We start from the raw sequence: 18,790 nt of genomic DNA, 5'->3' as shown, positions 1-18,790 counted from the left end.
ACCCTACGTCCTTGGGCATCGCGATAGCGCACGCTGAACCCCGCCCGTAAGCCGCAACGCCCATTTCCTTCCGGGACGATGCGGGTGCCGGGAGCTGACCGGGGATGGGCCGTGTAGGGGCCGTGTGGGGCGACTTTAGTCGCCCCCACATCCAAACCACAGGGAGTGTGACGGCGGGAGGCGCCACCACATCGATGCCGAGAGACGATCTGTTGAAGGGGCGGGGCTACTCGTGCCGTTCGGCCACGTTGAAGCCTTCGCGCCGGCACAGGGCGTCTTTTTCGGCCTCTTTGAGGTCTTCGCGCATCATCTCGGCGACGAGTGCCTCGAAGCCAATCTCGGGGGACCAGCCGAGGCGCTCGCGGGCCTTGGTGGCGTCGCCGAGCAGGGTTTCGACCTCGGTCGGGCGGAAGTAGCGCGGATCCACGGCGACGATACAGGCGCCGGTGGACGCGTCGAAGCCTTGTTCGATCTGGCCGGCGCCCTCCCAGCGCATCCGGATACCGACCTCGGCGGCGGCGGCGACGACGAAGTCGCGCACGGAGTATTGGTGTCCGGTGGCGATCACGAAGTCCTCGGGGGCGTCCTGCTGGAGCATCATCCACTGCATGCGGACATAGTCCTTGGCATGGCCCCAGTCGCGCTTTGCATCGAGGTTGCCGAGATAGATCCGCTCCTGCAGACCGAGCGTGATGCGGGCCAGTCCGCGGGTGATCTTGCGGGTGACGAAGGTCTCGCCGCGCCGCGGGCTCTCGTGGTTGAAGAGGATGCCGTTGCAGGCGTAGATGCCGTAGGCCTCGCGGTAGTTGACCGTGATCCAGTAGGCGTAGAGCTTGGCCACCGCGTAGGGAGAGCGCGGGTAGAAGGGCGTGGTCTCGCTCTGGGGCACCTCTTGGACCTTGCCGTACAGCTCGGAGGTGGAGGCCTGGTAGAAGCGGGTCTTGCGCTCGAGGCCGAGGATACGGATCGCCTCGAGCAGGCGCAGGGTTCCGATGCCGTCGGAGTCGGCGGTGTACTCGGGCTCTTCGAAGGAGACGGCGACATGGCTCTGGGCGGCGAGGTTGTAGAGCTCGTCGGGTTGGACCTGCTGCATGATGCGGATCAGGCTCGAGGAGTCGGTCATGTCGCCGTGATGCAGGATGAAGCGCCGTTCGCTCTGCTGCGGATCCTGATAGAGATGGTCGATGCGGTCCGTGTTGAAGAGCGAGGTGCGCCGTTTGATGCCGTGCACCTCGTAGCCTTTGGAGAGCAGCAGCTCCGCCAGATAGGCCCCGTCCTGTCCCGTGATGCCGGTGATCAGCGCCTTCTTGATGGTCATGTCCTTACCCCGATGTCGCTATGCAATGTGTTGTGTTGCCGTTGCCCGGGATCGTCGACGTGCAGTCGACCTCCTCCCCCGCCCTGACGGCCCGCGGTTTCAAGACGACGGAGGCCATCGCGTCCGCCCCCGATGCCTCATGTCCTGAGTGCGTCCCGGTGGTCGAGGAACCAGGCGTAGGTCTGCGCCAAGCCGTCGGGCAGGCGTGTGCGCGCGGTCCAGCCGAGTGCGGCGAGACGGCTGACGTCGAGGAGCTTGCGCGGGGTGCCGTCGGGTTTGTCGGTGTCGAAGCGGATCTCGCCTTGGAAGCCGACGACCTCGCCGATGGTCTGCGCGAGCTCGCGGATGCTGACGTCTTCGCCGACACCGGCGTTGACGTGGGAGCACATGGGCCGGGTATGTGCCCGGTAGGTCTCGGGCGCGAGCCCCATGATGTGCACGCAGGCGTCGGCGAGGTCGTCGACATGCAGGAATTCACGACGCGGCGTGCCGGTTCCCCAGACGGTCACCGCGGACGCACCTTGGGTCTTGGCCTCGTGGAACTTGCGCATCAGCGCCGGGATGACGTGGCTGTTCTCCAGATCGAAGTTGTCGCCGGGTCCGTAGAGATTGGTCGGCATCAGACTGCGGAAATCCGTCCCGTACTGACGGTTGTAGGACTCGCAGAGCTTGATCCCGGCGATCTTGGCGACGGCATAGGGCTCGTTGGTGGACTCGAGCGGTCCGGTCAAGAGGGCCTCTTCGGTGATCGGCTGCGGGGCGAGGCGCGGATAGATGCAGGAGCTGCCGAGAAAGAGCAGGCGCTCCACAGCGTTGCGCCAGGCGGCATGGATGATGTTGGCCTCGATCATCAGGTTTTGATGGATGAACTCGGCCGGGAAGCTGTTGTTGGCCTGGATGCCGCCGACCTTGGCCGCCGCCAGATAGACCCGAGACGGCTGCGTTTCGGCAAAGAAGGCATCGACCGCCCCGGTATCCGTGAGATCCAGCTCGCGATGGGTGCGCGCGAGGATGTCCGAGACACCCGCGGCCTCCAACCGGCGCACGATGGCGGCACCCACCATGCCGCGATGTCCGGCGACATAAACCCTCGACCCGACCTTGTCCTGCTCGCTCACGCCGATCTCCGTCTTGGATGCTGTGTGTTCGGGAGTGCGTAGGGTAGCGCCCTCGTGGGTCGGCTCACCAGCCTTGCACATCGAGAATCGACGAATCGCCTGCCTGCGCGTCTCGGCACCCCGGCGAACCGGTTGACGGAACCTCCCTCAGGTTCGACACTCACGCTCTACCGAGCGCGACATCGGATCGGCTTCTCGGCCGCCCGGGTCGCAGCATCGGGCACGGTGCTGCCGATGGCTGCAGCGCTGCAACGACGACCGATCATTCAATTCGCAGGAGGTAACGATCGTGGCACAAAGCATGGGTGAGATCATGAATCCGGGCTCCGTCGTGCGCGACGCCGAGTTTCCGGACGCCCCGGACGACTGGACGCGCGAGCAGGCGGTCGTTGCCGCGCAGGCCGACGCGGTGACGCTGAGCGACGATCACTGGGACATGATCAAGGCGTTGCAGGACTATTTCGCGCGTCACGAGAGACCCAATGTGCGTGATCTTCACGACGCGCTGGAAGAGGCGTTCCATGGCCGCGGTGGCCTCAAGTACCTCTACGGCATCTTTCCGGGCGGCCCGGTCGCGCAAGGCTGCCGCTTCGCCGGGCTCCAGGCCCCGTCGGGCGCGGTGGACAAGTCGTTCGGAAGCGTCCAGTAGGGGGTTTCGTGTCGCGGTGTGCGCTCGCGCGCTGCCGTTGCGATGTCGGTCACTCGGCCGACATCGCGCAAGAGGCCGCCGGAGTCGGTCCGAATTCTCATCAATAACGGGCGCAATCCGTCTGACATATCGAGTCTTTTCGTCGGCGTTTTCTTGCCAATCGGGGAGGACCCGCCTATCCTTGCCCTCGAACTGCTGCCGCCTTTCGCTTGGGGACGTCCGAGGCTGAAGCGTGTTCCGGACGCGTCGCGACGCCGGCCGGGGATGCTCCGAATCACTGCTCACCCGGACCGGCAGGCGGCCGCAAGCCGAATCCGGATCACGGGGGGAGCCGATGATGTACGAGCGCAATCACGTCGACGAACAGCCGATCGCCAAAGACGAGCACCCGCTTCGTCCCGATCGACGCAACTTTCTTGCGGCGCTTGCCGCGACCTCTGCGGGACTCTTCGCCGGAGGGTTGCCCGGCCTTGCCGAGGCGGCCTCGAACCGAACATCCCTGCAGCGCCAGGTCGTGGAGATGGTGACAAGCATGCGCCGCCAGGGGCTGCTTCAGCCCAACGAGAAGACCTCTTGGTCGGTATACGATTTCACCGCCCGCAAGAAGGTCGTCTCCATCAACGAGGGCGTGCCGCGACAAGCCGCGAGCATGATCAAGCCGCTCGTCGCGCAGGCCTATTTCTTCCAGATGGACGGCAAACGCAGCCAGGTCCGTTACACCGACGAGGTGCGCACAACCATGGAGCGGATGCTCCAGCGCAGCAGCAACCCGGATACCAACAAGATCATGGATCTGGTCAGCGAGCACCAGTCTCGCCGCGGCCCGCCGGATGTCGAGCTGGTCCTGAAGCAGCGCGCACCCGCCATCTTTCAAGAGACCCGCATCGTCGAGAAGATCCCGACGACCGGCCAGACCTACCGCAATCAGGCATCGGCACATGACTACAGCCGCTTCTTGATCTCGGTCTGGGAAGGCCGTATGCCCAACAGCAAAGAGCTGCTGCGCATGATGGCCTTGCCGGGCGGTGACCGTTTGTCCAAGGGATTGGCCGGTTTACCGACGGCGGCGAAGGTCTACAACAAGACCGGCTCGACCGCGATGCTCTGCGGGGACATGGGCGTGATCGAGATCCCGGATCAGCGCGGGCGCAATCACGCCTACACGGTCGTCGGGATCATCGAGCGACCGAGCCGCGCCGAAAATTACGGCGCTTGGATCCGCAGTCGGGGAGACGTCATCCGGCGCGTATCGAACTTGATCTACCAGGACATGAAGAACCATTACCGGCTGGTCTGACGACGTCGGGGGCGACGAGGTCGGTTGTGCCGAGCCGTGCGAGGCACAATCAACCGTCGCCGCAAGTTGTGCTTCCTATCGTCAGCACAACCTACGCGTTTCGTCCGCCCGGGAATCGCCGATGGCGGAGGGGTGTAGGGGCGACTTGAGTCGCCCACCCCGCCAACCGCGCTGGCTGCCCCGACCGCTAGGTCCGCTTCAGAAACCGCCCGCAGATCGGCCCCAGAGGCCCCTCCTCCATACGCCCGCACAACTGAGACGAGAGCAGATGCGCGGCCCCTTCCAGGGCGACGGCGCGGTTTGGAGGATCGGGTTTCGCTGCGCTCTACCCATCCTACGTGTTTCGGCTGTTCTGGAATCACCCCAAGAGGCAGGCGGGGGATCACACGCTTCCGTACAACTCGCGGGATCCGAGCCAGCGTTGGATCAGGGGTTCGACCCGATCGGGATAGCGTGCCAGGATCAGGTCGGCGGCCTGCTGGGCAGCGGCCACCAGATGTTGGTCGCGCAGGGGGTCGGCGACGCGAAATTGCACGGCGCCGGTCTGGCGGGTACCCAAAACCTCCCCCGCTCCGCGCATGGCCAGATCGCGCTCGGCGATCTCGAAGCCGCTTTCGGCGGCGCGGATGATGCCCAGACGCTCGCGCGCTGCGATCGACAGGGGCGGATGGAAAAGCAGCACGCAGTGGCTCTGGACGGACCCACGCCCCACCCGTCCACGCAGTTGATGGAGCTGAGCAAGACCGAGCCGCTCGGGGTTCTCGATGATCATGAGACTGGCGTTCGGGACATCGACGCCGACCTCCACCACCGTGGTTGCGACCAATAGGTCTAAATCGCTAGAGGCGAAGGCGGCCATCACCGTTTCGCGCTCGGGCCCCTTGATGCGCCCGTGCACCAGACCGATACGGATACCGGGAAGGCTCTCGGCCAGCTGGCGCGCGGTCTCTTCGGCGGCCTGGCACTCCAACGCCTCCGACTCCTCGATCAGGGTGCAGACCCAATAGGCCTGTCGCCCCTGCGCACAGGCTTGCTCGACGCGCGTGATCACCTCCTCGCGACGGGTGTCCGGGACCGCGACCGTGACGATCGGTGTCCGCCCGGGGGGCAGCTCGTCGATGACCGATAGATCCAGATCCGCATAGACGGTCATGGCGAGCGAGCGCGGGATGGGTGTGGCGGTCATGATCAACTGATGCGGTGCACCGCCGGTCCCGCCGCCCTTCGCACGCAGACGCATGCGCTGGTGCACGCCGAATCGATGCTGCTCGTCGATAATGACGAGCCCGAGATCGGAGAAGACCACGTCCTCCTGAAAGAGCGCGTGGGTGCCCATCACCATGCGGGCACGGCCGCTCGCGATGGCCTCGAGCAACCCGGCACGCTCGCGGCCCTTGTGTCGTCCCACCAGCCAGACGGGCGCGATGTCGAGCGGGGCGAGCCAAGCCGCGAAGCCACGTCGATGCTGCTCGGACAAGAGCTCGGTCGGCGCCATCAAGGCGACCTGGGCGCCGGACTCGATCGCTTGAAGGGCGGCCAGTGCGGCGACCAGGGTCTTGCCGGCGCCCACGTCGCCTTGGAGCAGGCGCTGCATCGGGCGATCGCCCTGCAGATCGGCGGCGATCTCGGCGACGACGCGCTCCTGTGCCGCGGTCATCCGAAACGGCAGGGCGTCGAGCAACTGCCGGCGCAAGGTGCCGTCGCCCGCAAGCACGGGCGCCGCGATCGCCCGCTGGGCGGCACGCAGCCGTCGCAGACTGACCTGATGCGCGACCAGCTCCTCGAAGGCCAAGCGGTGAAAGGCCGGATGACGGCGCTCGATCAGATCATCGGGGTCGGCATCCACCGGCGGACGGTGCAGATAGACGAGCGCCTCGACCAGGCTCGGCAGACCCAAGGGGAGCAGGACCTCATCCGGCAGGCACTCGCACGGGGCCTGTTCGGCCAAGAGCGCCAACGCCTGGTCGGTCAGACCGCGCCAGGAGGATTGCTGCAGGCCCTCGGTCGAGGGATAGAGCGGGGTCAAGCGCGCGTCGAGCGCGCCCGGAGCTTCAGACTGGATGCGATACTCCGGGTGGACCATCTCCAGGGCACTCGGCCCTTGGCGAACCTCGCCGTAACAGCGCAGCCGAACGCCGGGCTTGAGCGCGTCGATCTGCTGCCGAGAGTAATGGAAAAAGCGCAACAGGAGCCCGCCGAACGTGCCGTCCGACACCCAGACCTTCAAGGAGCGGCGGCGCCCGCCCGAGAGGTCGACCTCCTGGATCTCGCCCTCGATCAGGGCCTCGTCGCCCGGTCGCAGCCCGTTGATCCGGACCAAGCGCGTGCGGTCTTGATAACGGTGCGGCAGATGGAAGAGGAGATCCTGGACCGTGCGCACCCCGAGCTTGCCGAGACGCTCGGACACGCGCGGACCGACCCGTTTGAGCCGCTCCACGGGGATGCTGTCGAGCGAAGGGGTCGGAAGCGATGGATTCGCGGAGGACCCCGAGGTGTTGTCGGTCACGGCTGGGGGGTGTCCTCAGGGGTGCGATCGCGTCCGCTGCCCCTCATGTTCGTCTGTCGTGCGTTGGATGAGGTGCGCGCGAACGGCCTCGGGATCGCGTATCGCGACGCGTCACCTTGACCATTCATGGCGAGTTTGGAGTCCGCTAAGTGGCGGTTCAAAAACAAAGCATGCAGATGCATGAAGGCTATCGCCCGTAGGTCGGGCAAAGCGCAGCGTGGCCAATCCGCGCCGGCCCGCGCCAAGGGCATCGGACCGAAACCCGGCAACGCGGCGGTTTGGAGGATGGGTTTCGCTGTCGCTCTACCCATCCTAGGATGCGACGCGATGATTTGCCGTCTACCCGCCCCTGCGCTCCACGATTGCGCGGGCGAGCTGGTGCACGGCCATTGCGTAGTAGCTGCTGTGGTTGTAACGGGTGATGGTGTAGAAATTCTGCGACCCCAGCCAATAGGCGTAGCCGGTGCCGACATCGAGCTCGAGCAAACTCACCTGCGAGGCGCCGCCGAGGGGGCCGGCCGGGGTGATTCCGCGGCCTGCGAGCTCGCTCAAGCTGTAGCGCGTCGCGAAGCCCGACTTCATCGCGCGCGCGGTCGCGGGGGATTGCACGTTCGCACGCACGGCCACCGGCACGCCGGACTGCCAACCGTGTGCTTTGAAGTAGTTGGCGACGCTCCCGATGGCGTCCGTCGGATTCCACAGATCGCGATCCCCGTCGCCGTCGAAGTCGACGGCATAGTCGCGGAAGCTCGAGGGCATGAACTGCCCGAGGCCCATCGCTCCGGCGAAAGAGCCGCGCGGACCGAAGGGGTCGATACCCTCCTCTTTGGTCATGACCAGGAAGGATGCGAGCTCGCCGGAGAAATAATCCGCGCGGCGCGGATAGGCGAAGGCCAGGGTCGCCAAGGCGTCGACGATGCGGGTCTTGCCTAAGTAGCCGCCGTAGCGGGTCTCGACGCCGATGATGGCGACGATGTACTCGGGCGGCACCCCGTAACGCGCGCTCGCCCGGTTGAGCGCCGCCTCGTTTTGCTGCCAGAACCGCACCCCGTTGGCGATGTTGTCCGGGGTCAGGAACTTGGCACGATAGCGTATCCAGGCCCCGGTCGGCCCGGTGCTCGGTCGCGGGGCCTGGCGATTCATCGCGTCGATGATCCACTGCTCGCGGTTGGCGCCGGAGAGGACGGCGGCGACCTGGTTCGGCGTGAATCCCTGTTGCTGCATGCGGCGGATGAAGGGCTCGACGCCAGGATATCCGGCGAAATCGCCGGTCACCGTCGCGGAGCCCGACGTCGGATAAGGGGATCCTTCCGCGATCTCGCCGGGACGAGTGGACTGGGACCCGCAGCCCGCAACCAGGGTCAAACACAGCAGAACGGCGATCGAGCAGACAACACGCATGGGCAATCCAGGACAAAAAATGGATGGCCGTTATAGTAAAGAACTTTTTCAGTAAAGCAATTCAACCGATGAATTTAGCTCGCGATTGCGCTGTTGAACCGCGCCCGGCGCGGGATGCGATGTTTTTGGATGGGATCGGCCCCGGCAGACTTGACGACCGCTGGAGTCGGCGCGGTTTAATCACCCAGAACCATGATCGCATCCATCTCGACGCGCGCCCCTTTAGGCAGGGCCGCGACACCGATCGCCGCCCGTGCCGGATAGGGCTCTTCGAAGTATCCGGCCATGACCTGATTGACCGACGAGAAGTGGGCCAGATCGGTCAGAAAGACGTTGAGCTTCACGACATCCGCCAGAGTGCCGTTCGCCGCATGCGCCACCGCACGCAGGTTGTCGAAGACTCGCCGAATCTCCGCCTCGATGTCGCCCGAGACCAGCTCCATGGTCTCGGGTATGAGCGGGATCTGGCCGGACAGATAGACGGTGCTGCCGACGCGAACCGCTTGAGAGTAAGTCCCGATCGCCTCCGGGGCCTGATCGGTCTTGATGATGCTCTTTGCCATGCTGTGGTGACTCCGTTGCGTATGAGTATCCGACGACATCGGCGTGAGCCTAATCCAGCGCGGGGCTCACGCCAAGACGCCGCGTTGAGGCGAGCTGCGGAAACCTTGATGAACCGGTAGGATGGGTAGAGCGACGGCGAAACCCATCCTCCAAACCGCCGCGCTGCCGGGTTTCGGTCCGATGCCCTTGGCGCGTGCTGGATGGGTTTCGCTTCGCTCTACCCATCCTACATTTTCGGTTGTTTTTGAATCGCTCCTAAACCGCGTCCGGAGCGACATGCGACATTTGCGTTTTGCGTTTGGCTTTTGAGATGTCCTCGATCTCGGTGAGACGCGGTTTGAAATTTAATATTTTTTAATATGTTAAACCACGCCGGCTCCAACGGTCGTCAAGTCTGCCGGGGCCGATCCCATCCGAAAACATCGCATACCACGCCGGGCGCGGTTTAAGGGTGATGAACGCTGACGCCCGGGAGCTGAGAGCTGGCGGCTGGCGCCCAAAACACACCGTCGCATCCAGAGCCCGTGCAACGGGCTTATACTCTCGCGCTGACAATTCCCGGATCACAGACCATGAACGCACTCCATCAGTCCAACCTCGCCAAGCTGCGCCTGATCGGACGCGGCAAGGTCCGCGATCTCTACGAGATCGACAGCACGCATCTCTTGATGGTCGCGAGCGACCGTCTGTCCGCGTTCGACGTGGTGCTTCCGCAGCCGATCCCCGGCAAGGGCGAGGTGCTGACGCGGGTCTCGCGCTTTTGGTTCGCGCGCACGGCGCGGCTGGTGCCGAATCATCTCGCCGACATCCCGGTCTCGGCGGTCATCGAAGATCCCGCGGAGCTCGCTCGGCTCGGCGATCGGGCCATGGTGGTGCGCCGGCTGACGCCGCTGCCGGTCGAGGCGATCGTGCGCGGCTATCTGATCGGCTCGGGTTGGAAGGACTATCGGCAAGGCGGAGCGGTCTGCGGCATTGCGCTCCCGCCCGGTCTGCGTCAGGCCGACCGGCTGCCCGAGCCCATCTACACGCCGTCGACCAAGGCCGAGATCGGCGGGCACGACGAGAACGTCGACTTCGCCCACACGGAACGGCTGCTCGGCCCCGCGCTGGCGGCGCAGGTGCGCGACATCAGCCTCGCCGTTTATCGCGATTGCGCCGAGTACGCCTTGGCGCGCGGGATCATCATCGCCGACACCAAATTTGAATTCGGCCTCGACAGCGAGGGCCGGCTGCATCTGATCGACGAGGTGCTGACTCCCGACTCCTCGCGTTTTTGGCCGGCCGATGAATACCGGCCCGGCACCAGCCCGCCGAGCTTCGACAAACAGTTCGTACGCGATTATCTGGAAACGCTCGACTGGGACAAGACCCCGCCGGGGCCGATGCTGCCGCAGCAGATCATCGATCGGACCGCCGCCAAATACCGCGAGGCCGAAGAGCGGTTGACGCACCGCTGAGCCGCCCGCGAAATCGGGGTAGGGTGTGGGGCGACTTCAGTCGCCGGCACGCCCCGGCAACCGAACACCCACGAGGAGGCGGCTGAAGCCGCCCCTACCTCGCTCGCCGGTCATGGAGCGTAGCGGAGCGCCCGTGCAACCAGCTCGGGAGCGATTGATCGTGATCCAGCTCCACGACCAAGACCTTTCGATGGGGGTCGAGATCCGGGTGCGGCTCCGGTGCTTCGTCCAGGCAGAGGGTGACGGCCCGAAGCCGCCGCTTGCCCCGAATCTCCTGCAGGACGCGCTAGAACATGGGCGTGGAGATCGGCGACTCGTGCAGCGCCTGACCCACGCCGTATAGAGCAGCTCCAACGTCTGGTTTGAGCGCTCGAGATCGCGCGGGTGGTGTCGCCCGAGACGCACGGCGTCGGTATACAATCCTCATGTCACACGTCGGAAACGAGCGGACCTCGCTCATGTCGAGAGCAGGTCTCTCGTGCGCACCGCACCCGAGTGCGCTGTTGCGCTTGTTTCCGACCCCTGCATCGACGGCGTGCGCAACCGCGCCGCGACATCACGGATCGAGCCGCGCGAGAGGCGGCCGACATCATCACAGGGGGATTTGCAGTGAAGATCGTTCGCAACCTACTGGCCGTCATCGGCTTCTTGACCATCGTCGGCATCGGCGTCCTCTATTGGCGGGTCGCCCCGATCCTCGGCGAGTTCGACCCGGAATTTACGGACGTCTACGCCGAGTTCGCCGCGCGCCTGCTCACGACCGGCGATCCCGGCGTGGCCATGATGTGGGCAATCCCGGTCGCGGAAGGGCTGAGCCCGGACGACGTCATCGAGTCCATGAAGAGCATCGCGGTCTCGCACAACCTGCTCTTTGTCGGCGAATCGCCCTTCTACAAGCAGATCGAGGCGATCACGGGCGAGCCCTATCGCTACGTCAACTTTCTCTCCTTCTGCGATGCCCGGGTCGGTCGACAAATGCTCGAATATCGCAACGAGTACAGCGGCTTTATGCCCTGCCGCATCGCCTTGGTCGAAGACAAGGAGGGCCGCCTGACGCTCTACAGCATGAACCTGGACATGATGATCCACGGCGGCCGGGAGCTGCCCGAGGAGCTCAAGGCGTCCTCGCTGAAGGTCCGCGACACCATCCGGGCGATCATGGAGGGCGGTGCGGCCGGCGAGCTGTGATTTCCGGAGTCGGGATCTCCGAAGGGGATCCCGGGGGTGAGTTCCGGAGAGTTTATTTCAGCCGCTCGTGATATCGCGCAATCCAGATATACGGAAGATCGCATATAGTAGGCGCCATTGATCAAGGCCGCAGGGGCGCTCTCAGGTGTTCGATTCACTCGCCGATCTCGTCGTCCATCGTCTGCTGGGCATCGACCCGGCCAGCCCTCTCGGGGCGGCGCTGCACTTCTTCGTCATGGACACGGCGAAGATCTTCGTCATGCTCGTCATCATCATCTATGTCATGGGGCTGTTCCGGGCGCTCCTCTCGCCCGAGCGGGTGCGCGCCTATGTCCGCGGCAAACCCAAATGGGCGGCGCGCTCGACCGCGGTCGGGCTGGGCGCGGTCACGCCTTTCTGCTCCTGCTCGTCGGTGCCGCTCTTCATCGGCTTCGTCGAGGCCGGCATCCCGCTCGGGGTCACCTTCTCCTTTTTGATCGCCAGCCCGATGATCAACGAGGTGGCGGTGGTCATCCTGCTCGGGATCCTGGGCTGGGAGCTGACCTTCATGTATGTCGCCGCCGGCTTGACGGTCGCCTATGTCGGCGGTGTCGTCATGGAGCGCTTCAAGCCCGAGCGCTGGGTGGAGCCCTATGTCTGGCAGATCCACATGGGCGAGCTGACGATGCCCGAGCCGGATACTTCGCTGATCGGTCGCCATCGCTATGCCGTGGGCGAGGTCCGCGAGATCCTAAGGCGTCTGTGGAAATGGGTGCTGCTCGGCATCGGCGTCGGCGCGCTCTTCCACGGCTATGTCCCGGAGGAGTGGGTCGTCGAGCACCTGGGCGGCACCGACAACTGGCTGGCGGTTCCCGGGGCCGTGCTGCTCGGGATCCCGCTCTACTCAAACGCGACCGGGGTGATCCCGGTTGCCGAGGCCATGCTGGGGAAAGGGGTGGCGATCGGCACCACGCTGGCCTTCATGATGAGCATCGCCGCACTCTCGCTGCCCGAGATGATCATCCTGCGCAAGGTGATCCGCTGGCCCGGACTGGCGCTCTATGCGGGCGTGCTGGCCGTGGCCTTCATCCTGGTCGGCTACGGTTTCAACCTGCTGGCGTAGGCTGGAGACCCGACGACCGTCGTCACGCGTCGGAAGTCAGTCGAGCACGGAACCAATCGTTGTCGTTGTCGTTGTTTTTGAACTGTTCACTCAGACCATTCCCGGAATCGGGACCACGCGATACGAGAGCCGATATGAAAGAAGTCAAGATCTTGGGATCAGGTTGTGCCAACTGTAAAGCCACCTATAAGGTGGTCGAGGAGGCCGCGAAGGCGAAGGGCGCCGAGATCGTCCTGGAGAAGGTCGAGGATCTCGGGCGGATCATGGGCTACGGGATCATGTCGACGCCCGGCGTCGTCATCGACGGTCAGGTGGTGCATGCCGGCGGGGTCCCGGATCGCAAGACGGTCGAGGGATGGTTCAGCGGATAAGGTCATCCGCCTGCCCTCGCCCGGCTTCGGCACGGACTATACCCGGAACCCGCCTCAAAGCCCGATCAAGACCGCCGCAGGTTGTGCCGACGTCGGGAAGCACAACATTGCGCCGGCGATTGTTGTGCCTCGCTCCGGCTCGGCACACCCTACGCCGATTCGGCCGTGTCTTCGGCGTGATCCTCCGGGATCGCCTCCCGGAAACCGCATTCCTTTTGAGGACATACCTTGGAGGCCCCTTTGGTCTTGGTGGTCTTGATCGTCAAGACCGCCCAGCCGCACTTGGGGCAGGGCTCGGCGATGGGCTCGTCCCAGACGGCGTAGTCGCACTTGGGATAGGTCGAGCAGGAATAGAAGATCTTGCCCTTGCGTGACTTCTTCTTCTGCAGCGTCCCCTTGGTGCATTTGGGGCAGGTCACGCCGGTATCTTCGGGCTTCTCCAGCGGCTCGATGTGCTTGCAGCTCGGGTAGGCGCTGCAGCCGATGAACTTGCCGTACCGTCCGCGCTTGATCTCGAGTGCGGAGTTGCAGAGCGGACAGATGCGACCCTCGATCAACTCGGGGGCATCCGCCTCGGCCTTGTCGGGGTTGAGGTCGCGCGTGTAGTCGCACTCGGGATAGTTCGTGCAGCCGATGAAGCGCCCGTTGCGCCCGAGCCGGATCGACAACTGACCGCCGCATTTGGGGCAGGTCTCGTCGATGCGCTCCTGGGTGACGTCGCTGCGCTTGACCGACGCCTCGGTATGGTCGACGCGCTCCTTGAAGGGTTTCCAGAACTGCTCGAGCAAGGGGATCCACTCGCCCTCCCCGCGCGAGACCGCATCCAGGTCATCCTCCAGACGCGCGGTGAAGTCGTAGTCCACGTAGGAAGTGAAATACTCGGTCAGGAACCGGTTCACCACCCGCCCGACGTCGGTCGGCAGGAAGCGCTTGGTCTCCAAGACCACGTATTCGCGATCTTGAAGTGTGGAGATGATGGAGGCGTAGGTCGAGGGACGGCCGATGCCGTATTCCTCCAGCGCCTTCACCAAGGACGCCTCGGAGTAACGCGGCGGCGGCTCGGTGAAATGCTGCTCGGGGCGAATGGCAAGCAGGTCCACCAGGTCTCCGGCCTTCATCTCGGGGAGCATGCGCTCCTCGTCGTCGTCGGCGCTCTTGGCATCGTCGCGCCCTTCCAGATAGACGCTCATGAAGCCGGGCTCGGCGACCGTCGACCCGGTGGCTCGGAGGAGATTGCCCTCTCCGGCGCTCAGGGTGATCGCGACCTGGTTGATAAGCGCATGGGCCATCTGACAAGCCAGGGTGCGCTTCCAGATCAGCTCGTAGAGCTTGAACTGATCCGCGCTGAGATGGGCGCGGATCTCTTTGGGGACCTGGTAGGCCGAGGTGGGGCGAATCGCCTCGTGGGCCTCCTGGGCGTTCTTGGCCTTGGTCTTGTAGAACCGCGGCTGCTCGGGCAGATGATCCGCACCGTAGCGTTCCGCGACATAGGCGCGGATCTCGTCCAACGCCTCCTGTGCGAGATTCACCGAGTCGGTGCGCATGTAGGTGATGAGTCCGGTCGGACCGCCGCCGACATCGACACCCTCGTAGAGCTGCTGGGCGACGCGCATGGTGCGCTGGGCCGTGAAGCCGAGCTTGCGCGCGGCCTCCTGCTGGAGTGTGGAGGTGATGAAGGGCGGTGCCGGGTTGCGCTTGCGCTGCTTGCGCTCGACCTCGTCGACCTTCAGCTTGCCGGCGGACGCCTGCTCGAGGGTCCGATGAACGGTCGCGGCACGCCCCTCGTCGACGATGCTGAACTGCTCGACCTTCTCGCCTTCGAATTCGACCAGCTTGGCGGTGAAGCGCCGCGCCTCCTTGGCCGCATCCGCCTCGATCGACCAGTATTCACGGCTGACGAAGGCCTCGATCTCGTCCTCGCGCTCGCAGATCAGCCGCAGCGCCGGGCTCTGCACCCGTCCGGCGGAGAGACCGCGCCGAATCTTCTTCCACAGCAGCGGGGAGAGATTGAAGCCGACCAGATAATCCAGCGCACGACGTGCCTGCTGGGCGTTGACCAGGTCGTAGGAGATCTCGCGCGGGTTGGCGACCGCCTCCTGCACCGCCCGTTTGGTGATCTCGTTGAAGACCACCCGGAACACCGGGCGCTTGCCGATCTGGCGGCGGCTCTTCAGCAGCTCGAAGAGATGCCAGGAGATCGCCTCGCCTTCGCGGTCCGGGTCGGTCGCGAGATAGAGTGCGTCGGCCCCTTTGAGCTTCTTGGCGATCGCCTGGACGTGTTTCTCGTTGCGATCGATGATCTGGTACTTCATCGCGAAGCCGTTCTCGGTATCGACCGCGCCCTCTTTGGGCACCAGGTCACGGACATGACCATAGGAGGCGATCACCTCGAAGTCGGGTCCGAGGTACTTCTCGATGGTCTTGGCCTTGGCCGGAGATTCGACGATGACGAGATTCATGATGTCTGCAAGCGAACGGAAGCGAACGGATCGGGATCTCTAGGGTAAACCCGGTTCGCATCGGCGCGTCAAGGGGCGTTGAAGAGATGGTCGGCGCCGAGAGGGCCGGTTGGACGAAAATTCAGGTCTCGGAGAGCCGACCCGGAGATCGGCCGGGACATCGCCGCACGCGGCGCGGCGCGCCGGGCAGACGCGTGACGCCGCCGGAGCGGTGTCACGAGAATAATTATGCTTTTCAGAACCTAAACCGCGCCGGCTCCGACGCTTGCTTACACGTGAGATCCCGCACCGACTCGACAAGGCAGCAGGTCATTCCTGACGCGGTTCAATGCGGTTCAATGAAGGTAAACCGGCTCGTCGTTGTACACCAGATCCTCCATCTGCGAAAAGGCATCCTCGCGACCGGGACGATTCATCAAGACCAGCAAGACGACCCACTTGACCTCGTCGAGCCCGACCAGTGCGTGATCGATCGCGAGCAGGCGGTCGATCACGAGCTCGCGACTGACGGGGTCCAGAATCCCGTTCTGCTCCAAAAACAGCAGCAGACCGCGCGCCTCGACGTCCAACTTGCTGGTCTCCGCCTCGTTGTAGACGCGGATGGAGCCTAGAGTATGGTCGTGATACTGCGGGACCTCGACACCCGCCGCCAGCTCGTCGAGCCAGAGCAGTGCCTTTTCGATCTCGGTCGGGGTGAAGCCGGCCTGAGCGAGCTCGTCCTCCAGTGCACCTTGATCGGCCGGGGGCTGACCCTCGCCGTCCATGTAGTTCTCGTAGAGATAGATCAGCACATCGACCATGTTTTCGTACATCAGCCAACCTCGTGGGCGGCGTCAGCCCGAGGGCTGACGGGAGCGGACTGCACCGGCATTGCATTCAGGCGTTCCGTTCTGGGCAACCCGGATGTCTCCGCTTTAAGAACCGAGCCGGCAAAAGCGGCCTCCAGGGGCCGATGATACATGACCCTCCAACTCCAGGACCAACAACATGGACGAGACCTCGCGGGCCGAGCGTCCGCTGCTGGCGATCAGCTCGTCGGGGGCCACGGGGTCGAATCCCATCGCATCGAGCAAGGCGCGATAGTCCGCATCGAGCCCCGCGGACCCGCCTCGAACCGCCGCTGCGGAGGCCGCGTCGGACGCCGCAGGCACCTCGCCGGGGCAGGCCGCGAGCAGGTTGCGCAGCATCGGAGCCAGCTCGAGGAGGATCTCGGCGGGCTCTTCGACCAGCTTGGCACCGTCGCGAATCAGGGCGTGGCTGCCGCGCGACAGGGGATTGCGGATGGAGCCGGGCACTGCGAAGACGTCGCGACCTTGCTCGAGCGCGAAGCGTGCGGTGATCAAGGAGCCGCTCTTGAGCGCCGCCTCGGTGACCAGGACACCGACGGAGAGCCCGCTGATGATCCGGTTGCGCCGCGGGAAATTCCGGGCCGCCGGCCCCTGGCCGGGCGGAAACTCGCTGACCAGCGCACCGCGCTCGGCGATGCGTCGGGCCAGATCGCGATGCGTCGCGGGGTAGACCAGATCCGGCCCCGTACCGAGCACCGCGATGGTTCGCCCCGTCTCCAGCGCGCCCGCGTGCGCGGCGCCGTCGACTCCGAGCGCCAGACCGCTGGTGATCAGCAGACCGTCGGCGGCGAGCCGCCGGGCGAAGTCGCGGGTGATCTCGAGGCCCGACGGGGTTGGATTGCGGCTGCCGACCACCGCGATCTGCGGCTCGGCGAGCAGCTCCGGGTCGCCGCGCACGTACAGCAGCAGGGGGGCATCCGGGATCTCGGCGAGCAGCGGCGGATAGCGGGGATCGGCGCGCGTCAGCACGCAGGCGTCGGGCTGATCGGCCCAGGCGAGGATGCGCTCGAGCGCCGCGGCGTCCGGCTGTTTGAGCGCGGCGATCGCCTCGGGCGAGATCCCGGCTGCGGCGAGATCCTGTCGCGAGGCATCCGCGACCGCGCGCGGCGTGCCGTAGCGTTCGAGCAATCGGGTCGCCGTACGCGACCCGATGCCCGGAGCGGAGATGAGGATGATCCAGTCCGCGATCGAGTTCGAGGAGACGCTCAAGAGGCGATTGGACCCGTTATCGTGGGGGCGGGGCGACCCGGTCGCCGACGCTCATGGCCCGGTCGGCGTTGAGCACGAGGGCAAAGCTCACGCGATCGAAGCTTCGGAAGACCATCAGCAGACCCGCGCGCTGCATCGGACGGATATAGGTCGCGCGATCGCGACCGATGTCGGCATGCAGGGGGATGGGCGCGCTCGAGCCCGTCGGACTCTCGCTCCAGCCCCTCACCGAATACTCGTTGCCGAGCCAGAAGGCGCCCGTCAGAGGTCCGTCGCTCTTCCAGTTCCAGTTCACGCCGCCGTCGCGGACCCTGTCGCGAACCTCCTCCCCGCCGCGAAAGACCTCCAAGACGTGGCCGGGCTGCAGCCGGTCGTGCGATCCCCGGTTAACGGTGACGATGTCGTACTGACCGATCTGAGTGATCCCGTTCATCACCGAGAGGATCTGTCCGCGCATGCCGGCCGGCGCCGGACGCGGGAAGAAGTTCTCGAGCGGCGCCTCGAGCGAGGCCGGGATGACGCGATCGCCGATCGCGACCTCGCGCTCGGCTCGCATGACCCGCAGGATCGCGGGATCCCCGACGCGCTCGAGCAGGGCGTTGGCCACGAAGGTGGCCTCGTAGCCGAGGATACGGTTGGTCTCCGGATCGCGCAGTGCATCGCCGGGGCGCAGGATCTCGAACTCGGTGACCGCGCTCGTATCGATGCGACGCACGAAGACGTCGTCCGACGGCGCGGCGACGGTACGATCGTCGGCAAAACCCACGACATAGGGTGCGCGTTTGATCGCGTCGGACTCCGCCACCCAGGGCTGAGTCAGGAAGGGCGCGATCGAGGCGACGGGGATCATCGGCACCGGGGCCTCGAGCGCGCTGACCCGCACCCGCGGACTCAGGCGCACGACACGCATGTCGCCGCTCGCCCGGGCCGCGGTGTCGCGCACGACCCGCGGCCGGCCGTCGACCTGAACCAGACGCAGCCGTTCTCCCGGGTAGATGAGATCGGGGTTGCCCTGCTCGTCGTTGGCGTGCCAGATCTCGGGCCAGAGCCAGGGGTCGCGCAGATAACGCCCGGCGATCGACCAGAGGGTATCGCCGGGGCGCACCTCGTAGACCTCGGGTGCGCCCTCGGCAAGCTCGAGCGCTCGCGCCGGCGACGACGGCGCCATGGCGAACAGGCTGATCAGGACGCCGAGTACGACGTCTCCGACGGTAAGACGAGGGGTCAAAACACGCATCGGACCTCCCGGATGCTCGAAACGGATTCACCCGGCCCCATTTCGGGGTGTAGTATTAAGCGGATA

General features: G+C 65.3%; 16 protein-coding genes. 7 read left to right on the top strand and 9 right to left on the bottom strand.

What is annotated here, in order from left to right; genetic code table 11:
- Positions 1–226: 226 nt before the first annotated feature.
- Together gmd and KFB96_RS24085 are read right to left on the bottom strand one after the other, a co-directional pair.
- Positions 227–1,318 carry a GDP-mannose 4,6-dehydratase gene (gmd, locus tag KFB96_RS24090; RefSeq protein ID WP_213456103.1) on the bottom strand — a complete coding sequence of 364 codons (1,092 nt, stop codon included), beginning with the start codon at positions 1,316–1,318 and terminating at the stop codon, positions 227–229.
- Between the two features lie 137 nt (positions 1,319–1,455).
- The gene (locus KFB96_RS24085) at positions 1,456–2,382 is read right to left on the bottom strand and encodes a GDP-L-fucose synthase (RefSeq protein WP_300971750.1); all 927 of its coding nucleotides are present in this window, start codon (positions 2,380–2,382) and stop codon (positions 1,456–1,458) included.
- Positions 2,383–2,725: 343 nt separating this feature from the next.
- Here KFB96_RS24085 and KFB96_RS24080 point away from each other — a divergent pair, with 343 nt between their 5' ends.
- Together KFB96_RS24080 and KFB96_RS24075 are read left to right on the top strand one after the other, a co-directional pair.
- Positions 2,726–3,085 (top strand): TusE/DsrC/DsvC family sulfur relay protein, encoded by a 360-nt coding sequence (locus tag KFB96_RS24080; RefSeq protein WP_213456107.1) that lies wholly within the window; start codon positions 2,726–2,728, stop codon positions 3,083–3,085.
- A 337-nt stretch (positions 3,086–3,422) separates the two neighbouring features.
- A complete protein-coding gene (locus KFB96_RS24075; RefSeq protein ID WP_213456109.1) occupies positions 3,423–4,382 on the top strand; it encodes a serine hydrolase in 960 nt (319 codons plus the stop codon).
- Positions 4,383–4,764: 382 nt separating this feature from the next.
- On the opposite strand, the gene recG is transcribed toward KFB96_RS24075, so the two are convergent.
- The 3 genes from recG to KFB96_RS24060 form a co-directional block, all read right to left on the bottom strand.
- The gene (gene recG, locus KFB96_RS24070) at positions 4,765–6,888 is read right to left on the bottom strand and encodes an ATP-dependent DNA helicase RecG (RefSeq protein ID WP_213456111.1); all 2,124 of its coding nucleotides are present in this window, start codon (positions 6,886–6,888) and stop codon (positions 4,765–4,767) included.
- A gap of 339 nt (positions 6,889–7,227) precedes the next feature.
- Positions 7,228–8,289 carry a lytic murein transglycosylase B gene (mltB, locus tag KFB96_RS24065; RefSeq protein ID WP_213456113.1) on the bottom strand — a complete coding sequence of 354 codons (1,062 nt, stop codon included), beginning with the start codon at positions 8,287–8,289 and terminating at the stop codon, positions 7,228–7,230.
- A gap of 176 nt (positions 8,290–8,465) precedes the next feature.
- Complete coding sequence (locus KFB96_RS24060; protein ID WP_213456115.1) at positions 8,466–8,852, bottom strand: RidA family protein; 387 nt, start codon at positions 8,850–8,852, stop codon at positions 8,466–8,468.
- Between the two features lie 573 nt (positions 8,853–9,425).
- Between KFB96_RS24060 and KFB96_RS24055 the strand changes: the two genes are divergently transcribed.
- The 5 genes from KFB96_RS24055 to KFB96_RS24035 all read left to right on the top strand — a co-directional run bounded on the left by KFB96_RS24055 (position 9,426) and on the right by KFB96_RS24035 (position 12,971).
- A complete protein-coding gene (locus KFB96_RS24055) occupies positions 9,426–10,310 on the top strand; it encodes a phosphoribosylaminoimidazolesuccinocarboxamide synthase (protein WP_213456117.1) in 885 nt (294 codons plus the stop codon).
- A gap of 133 nt (positions 10,311–10,443) precedes the next feature.
- Entirely contained in the window at positions 10,444–10,653 is a 210-nt protein-coding gene (locus tag KFB96_RS24050) for a hypothetical protein (RefSeq protein WP_213456119.1), read from the top strand.
- Positions 10,654–10,919: 266 nt separating this feature from the next.
- Complete coding sequence (locus KFB96_RS24045; protein WP_213456121.1) at positions 10,920–11,498, top strand: DUF302 domain-containing protein; 579 nt, start codon at positions 10,920–10,922, stop codon at positions 11,496–11,498.
- Between the two features lie 145 nt (positions 11,499–11,643).
- Positions 11,644–12,600: a permease gene (locus KFB96_RS24040; RefSeq protein WP_213456123.1), complete on the top strand. Its 957-nt coding sequence runs from the start codon at positions 11,644–11,646 to the stop codon at positions 12,598–12,600.
- A 134-nt stretch (positions 12,601–12,734) separates the two neighbouring features.
- A complete protein-coding gene (locus tag KFB96_RS24035) occupies positions 12,735–12,971 on the top strand; it encodes a thioredoxin family protein (protein WP_213456125.1) in 237 nt (78 codons plus the stop codon).
- 149 nt (positions 12,972–13,120) lie between these two features.
- Here the strand turns inward: KFB96_RS24035 and topA are convergent, their stop codons facing one another.
- The 4 genes from topA to KFB96_RS24015 all read right to left on the bottom strand — a co-directional run bounded on the left by topA (position 13,121) and on the right by KFB96_RS24015 (position 18,724).
- Positions 13,121–15,430 (bottom strand): type I DNA topoisomerase, encoded by a 2,310-nt coding sequence (gene topA, locus KFB96_RS24030; protein ID WP_213456127.1) that lies wholly within the window; start codon positions 15,428–15,430, stop codon positions 13,121–13,123.
- Between the two features lie 335 nt (positions 15,431–15,765).
- Positions 15,766–16,242: a DUF494 family protein gene (locus KFB96_RS24025; RefSeq protein WP_213456129.1), complete on the bottom strand. Its 477-nt coding sequence runs from the start codon at positions 16,240–16,242 to the stop codon at positions 15,766–15,768.
- A gap of 102 nt (positions 16,243–16,344) precedes the next feature.
- Complete coding sequence (gene dprA / locus KFB96_RS24020; RefSeq protein WP_213456131.1) at positions 16,345–17,487, bottom strand: DNA-processing protein DprA; 1,143 nt, start codon at positions 17,485–17,487, stop codon at positions 16,345–16,347.
- Positions 17,488–17,503: 16 nt separating this feature from the next.
- A complete protein-coding gene (locus tag KFB96_RS24015) occupies positions 17,504–18,724 on the bottom strand; it encodes a LysM peptidoglycan-binding domain-containing protein (RefSeq protein WP_213456133.1) in 1,221 nt (406 codons plus the stop codon).
- Positions 18,725–18,790: the final 66 nt, after the last annotated feature.

It is taken from the genome of Thiocapsa sp. (assembly GCF_018399035.1).
Taxonomy (GTDB): Bacteria; Pseudomonadota; Gammaproteobacteria; order Chromatiales; family Chromatiaceae; genus Thiocapsa.
This window is presented reverse-complemented; position numbering and strand designations above follow the sequence as displayed.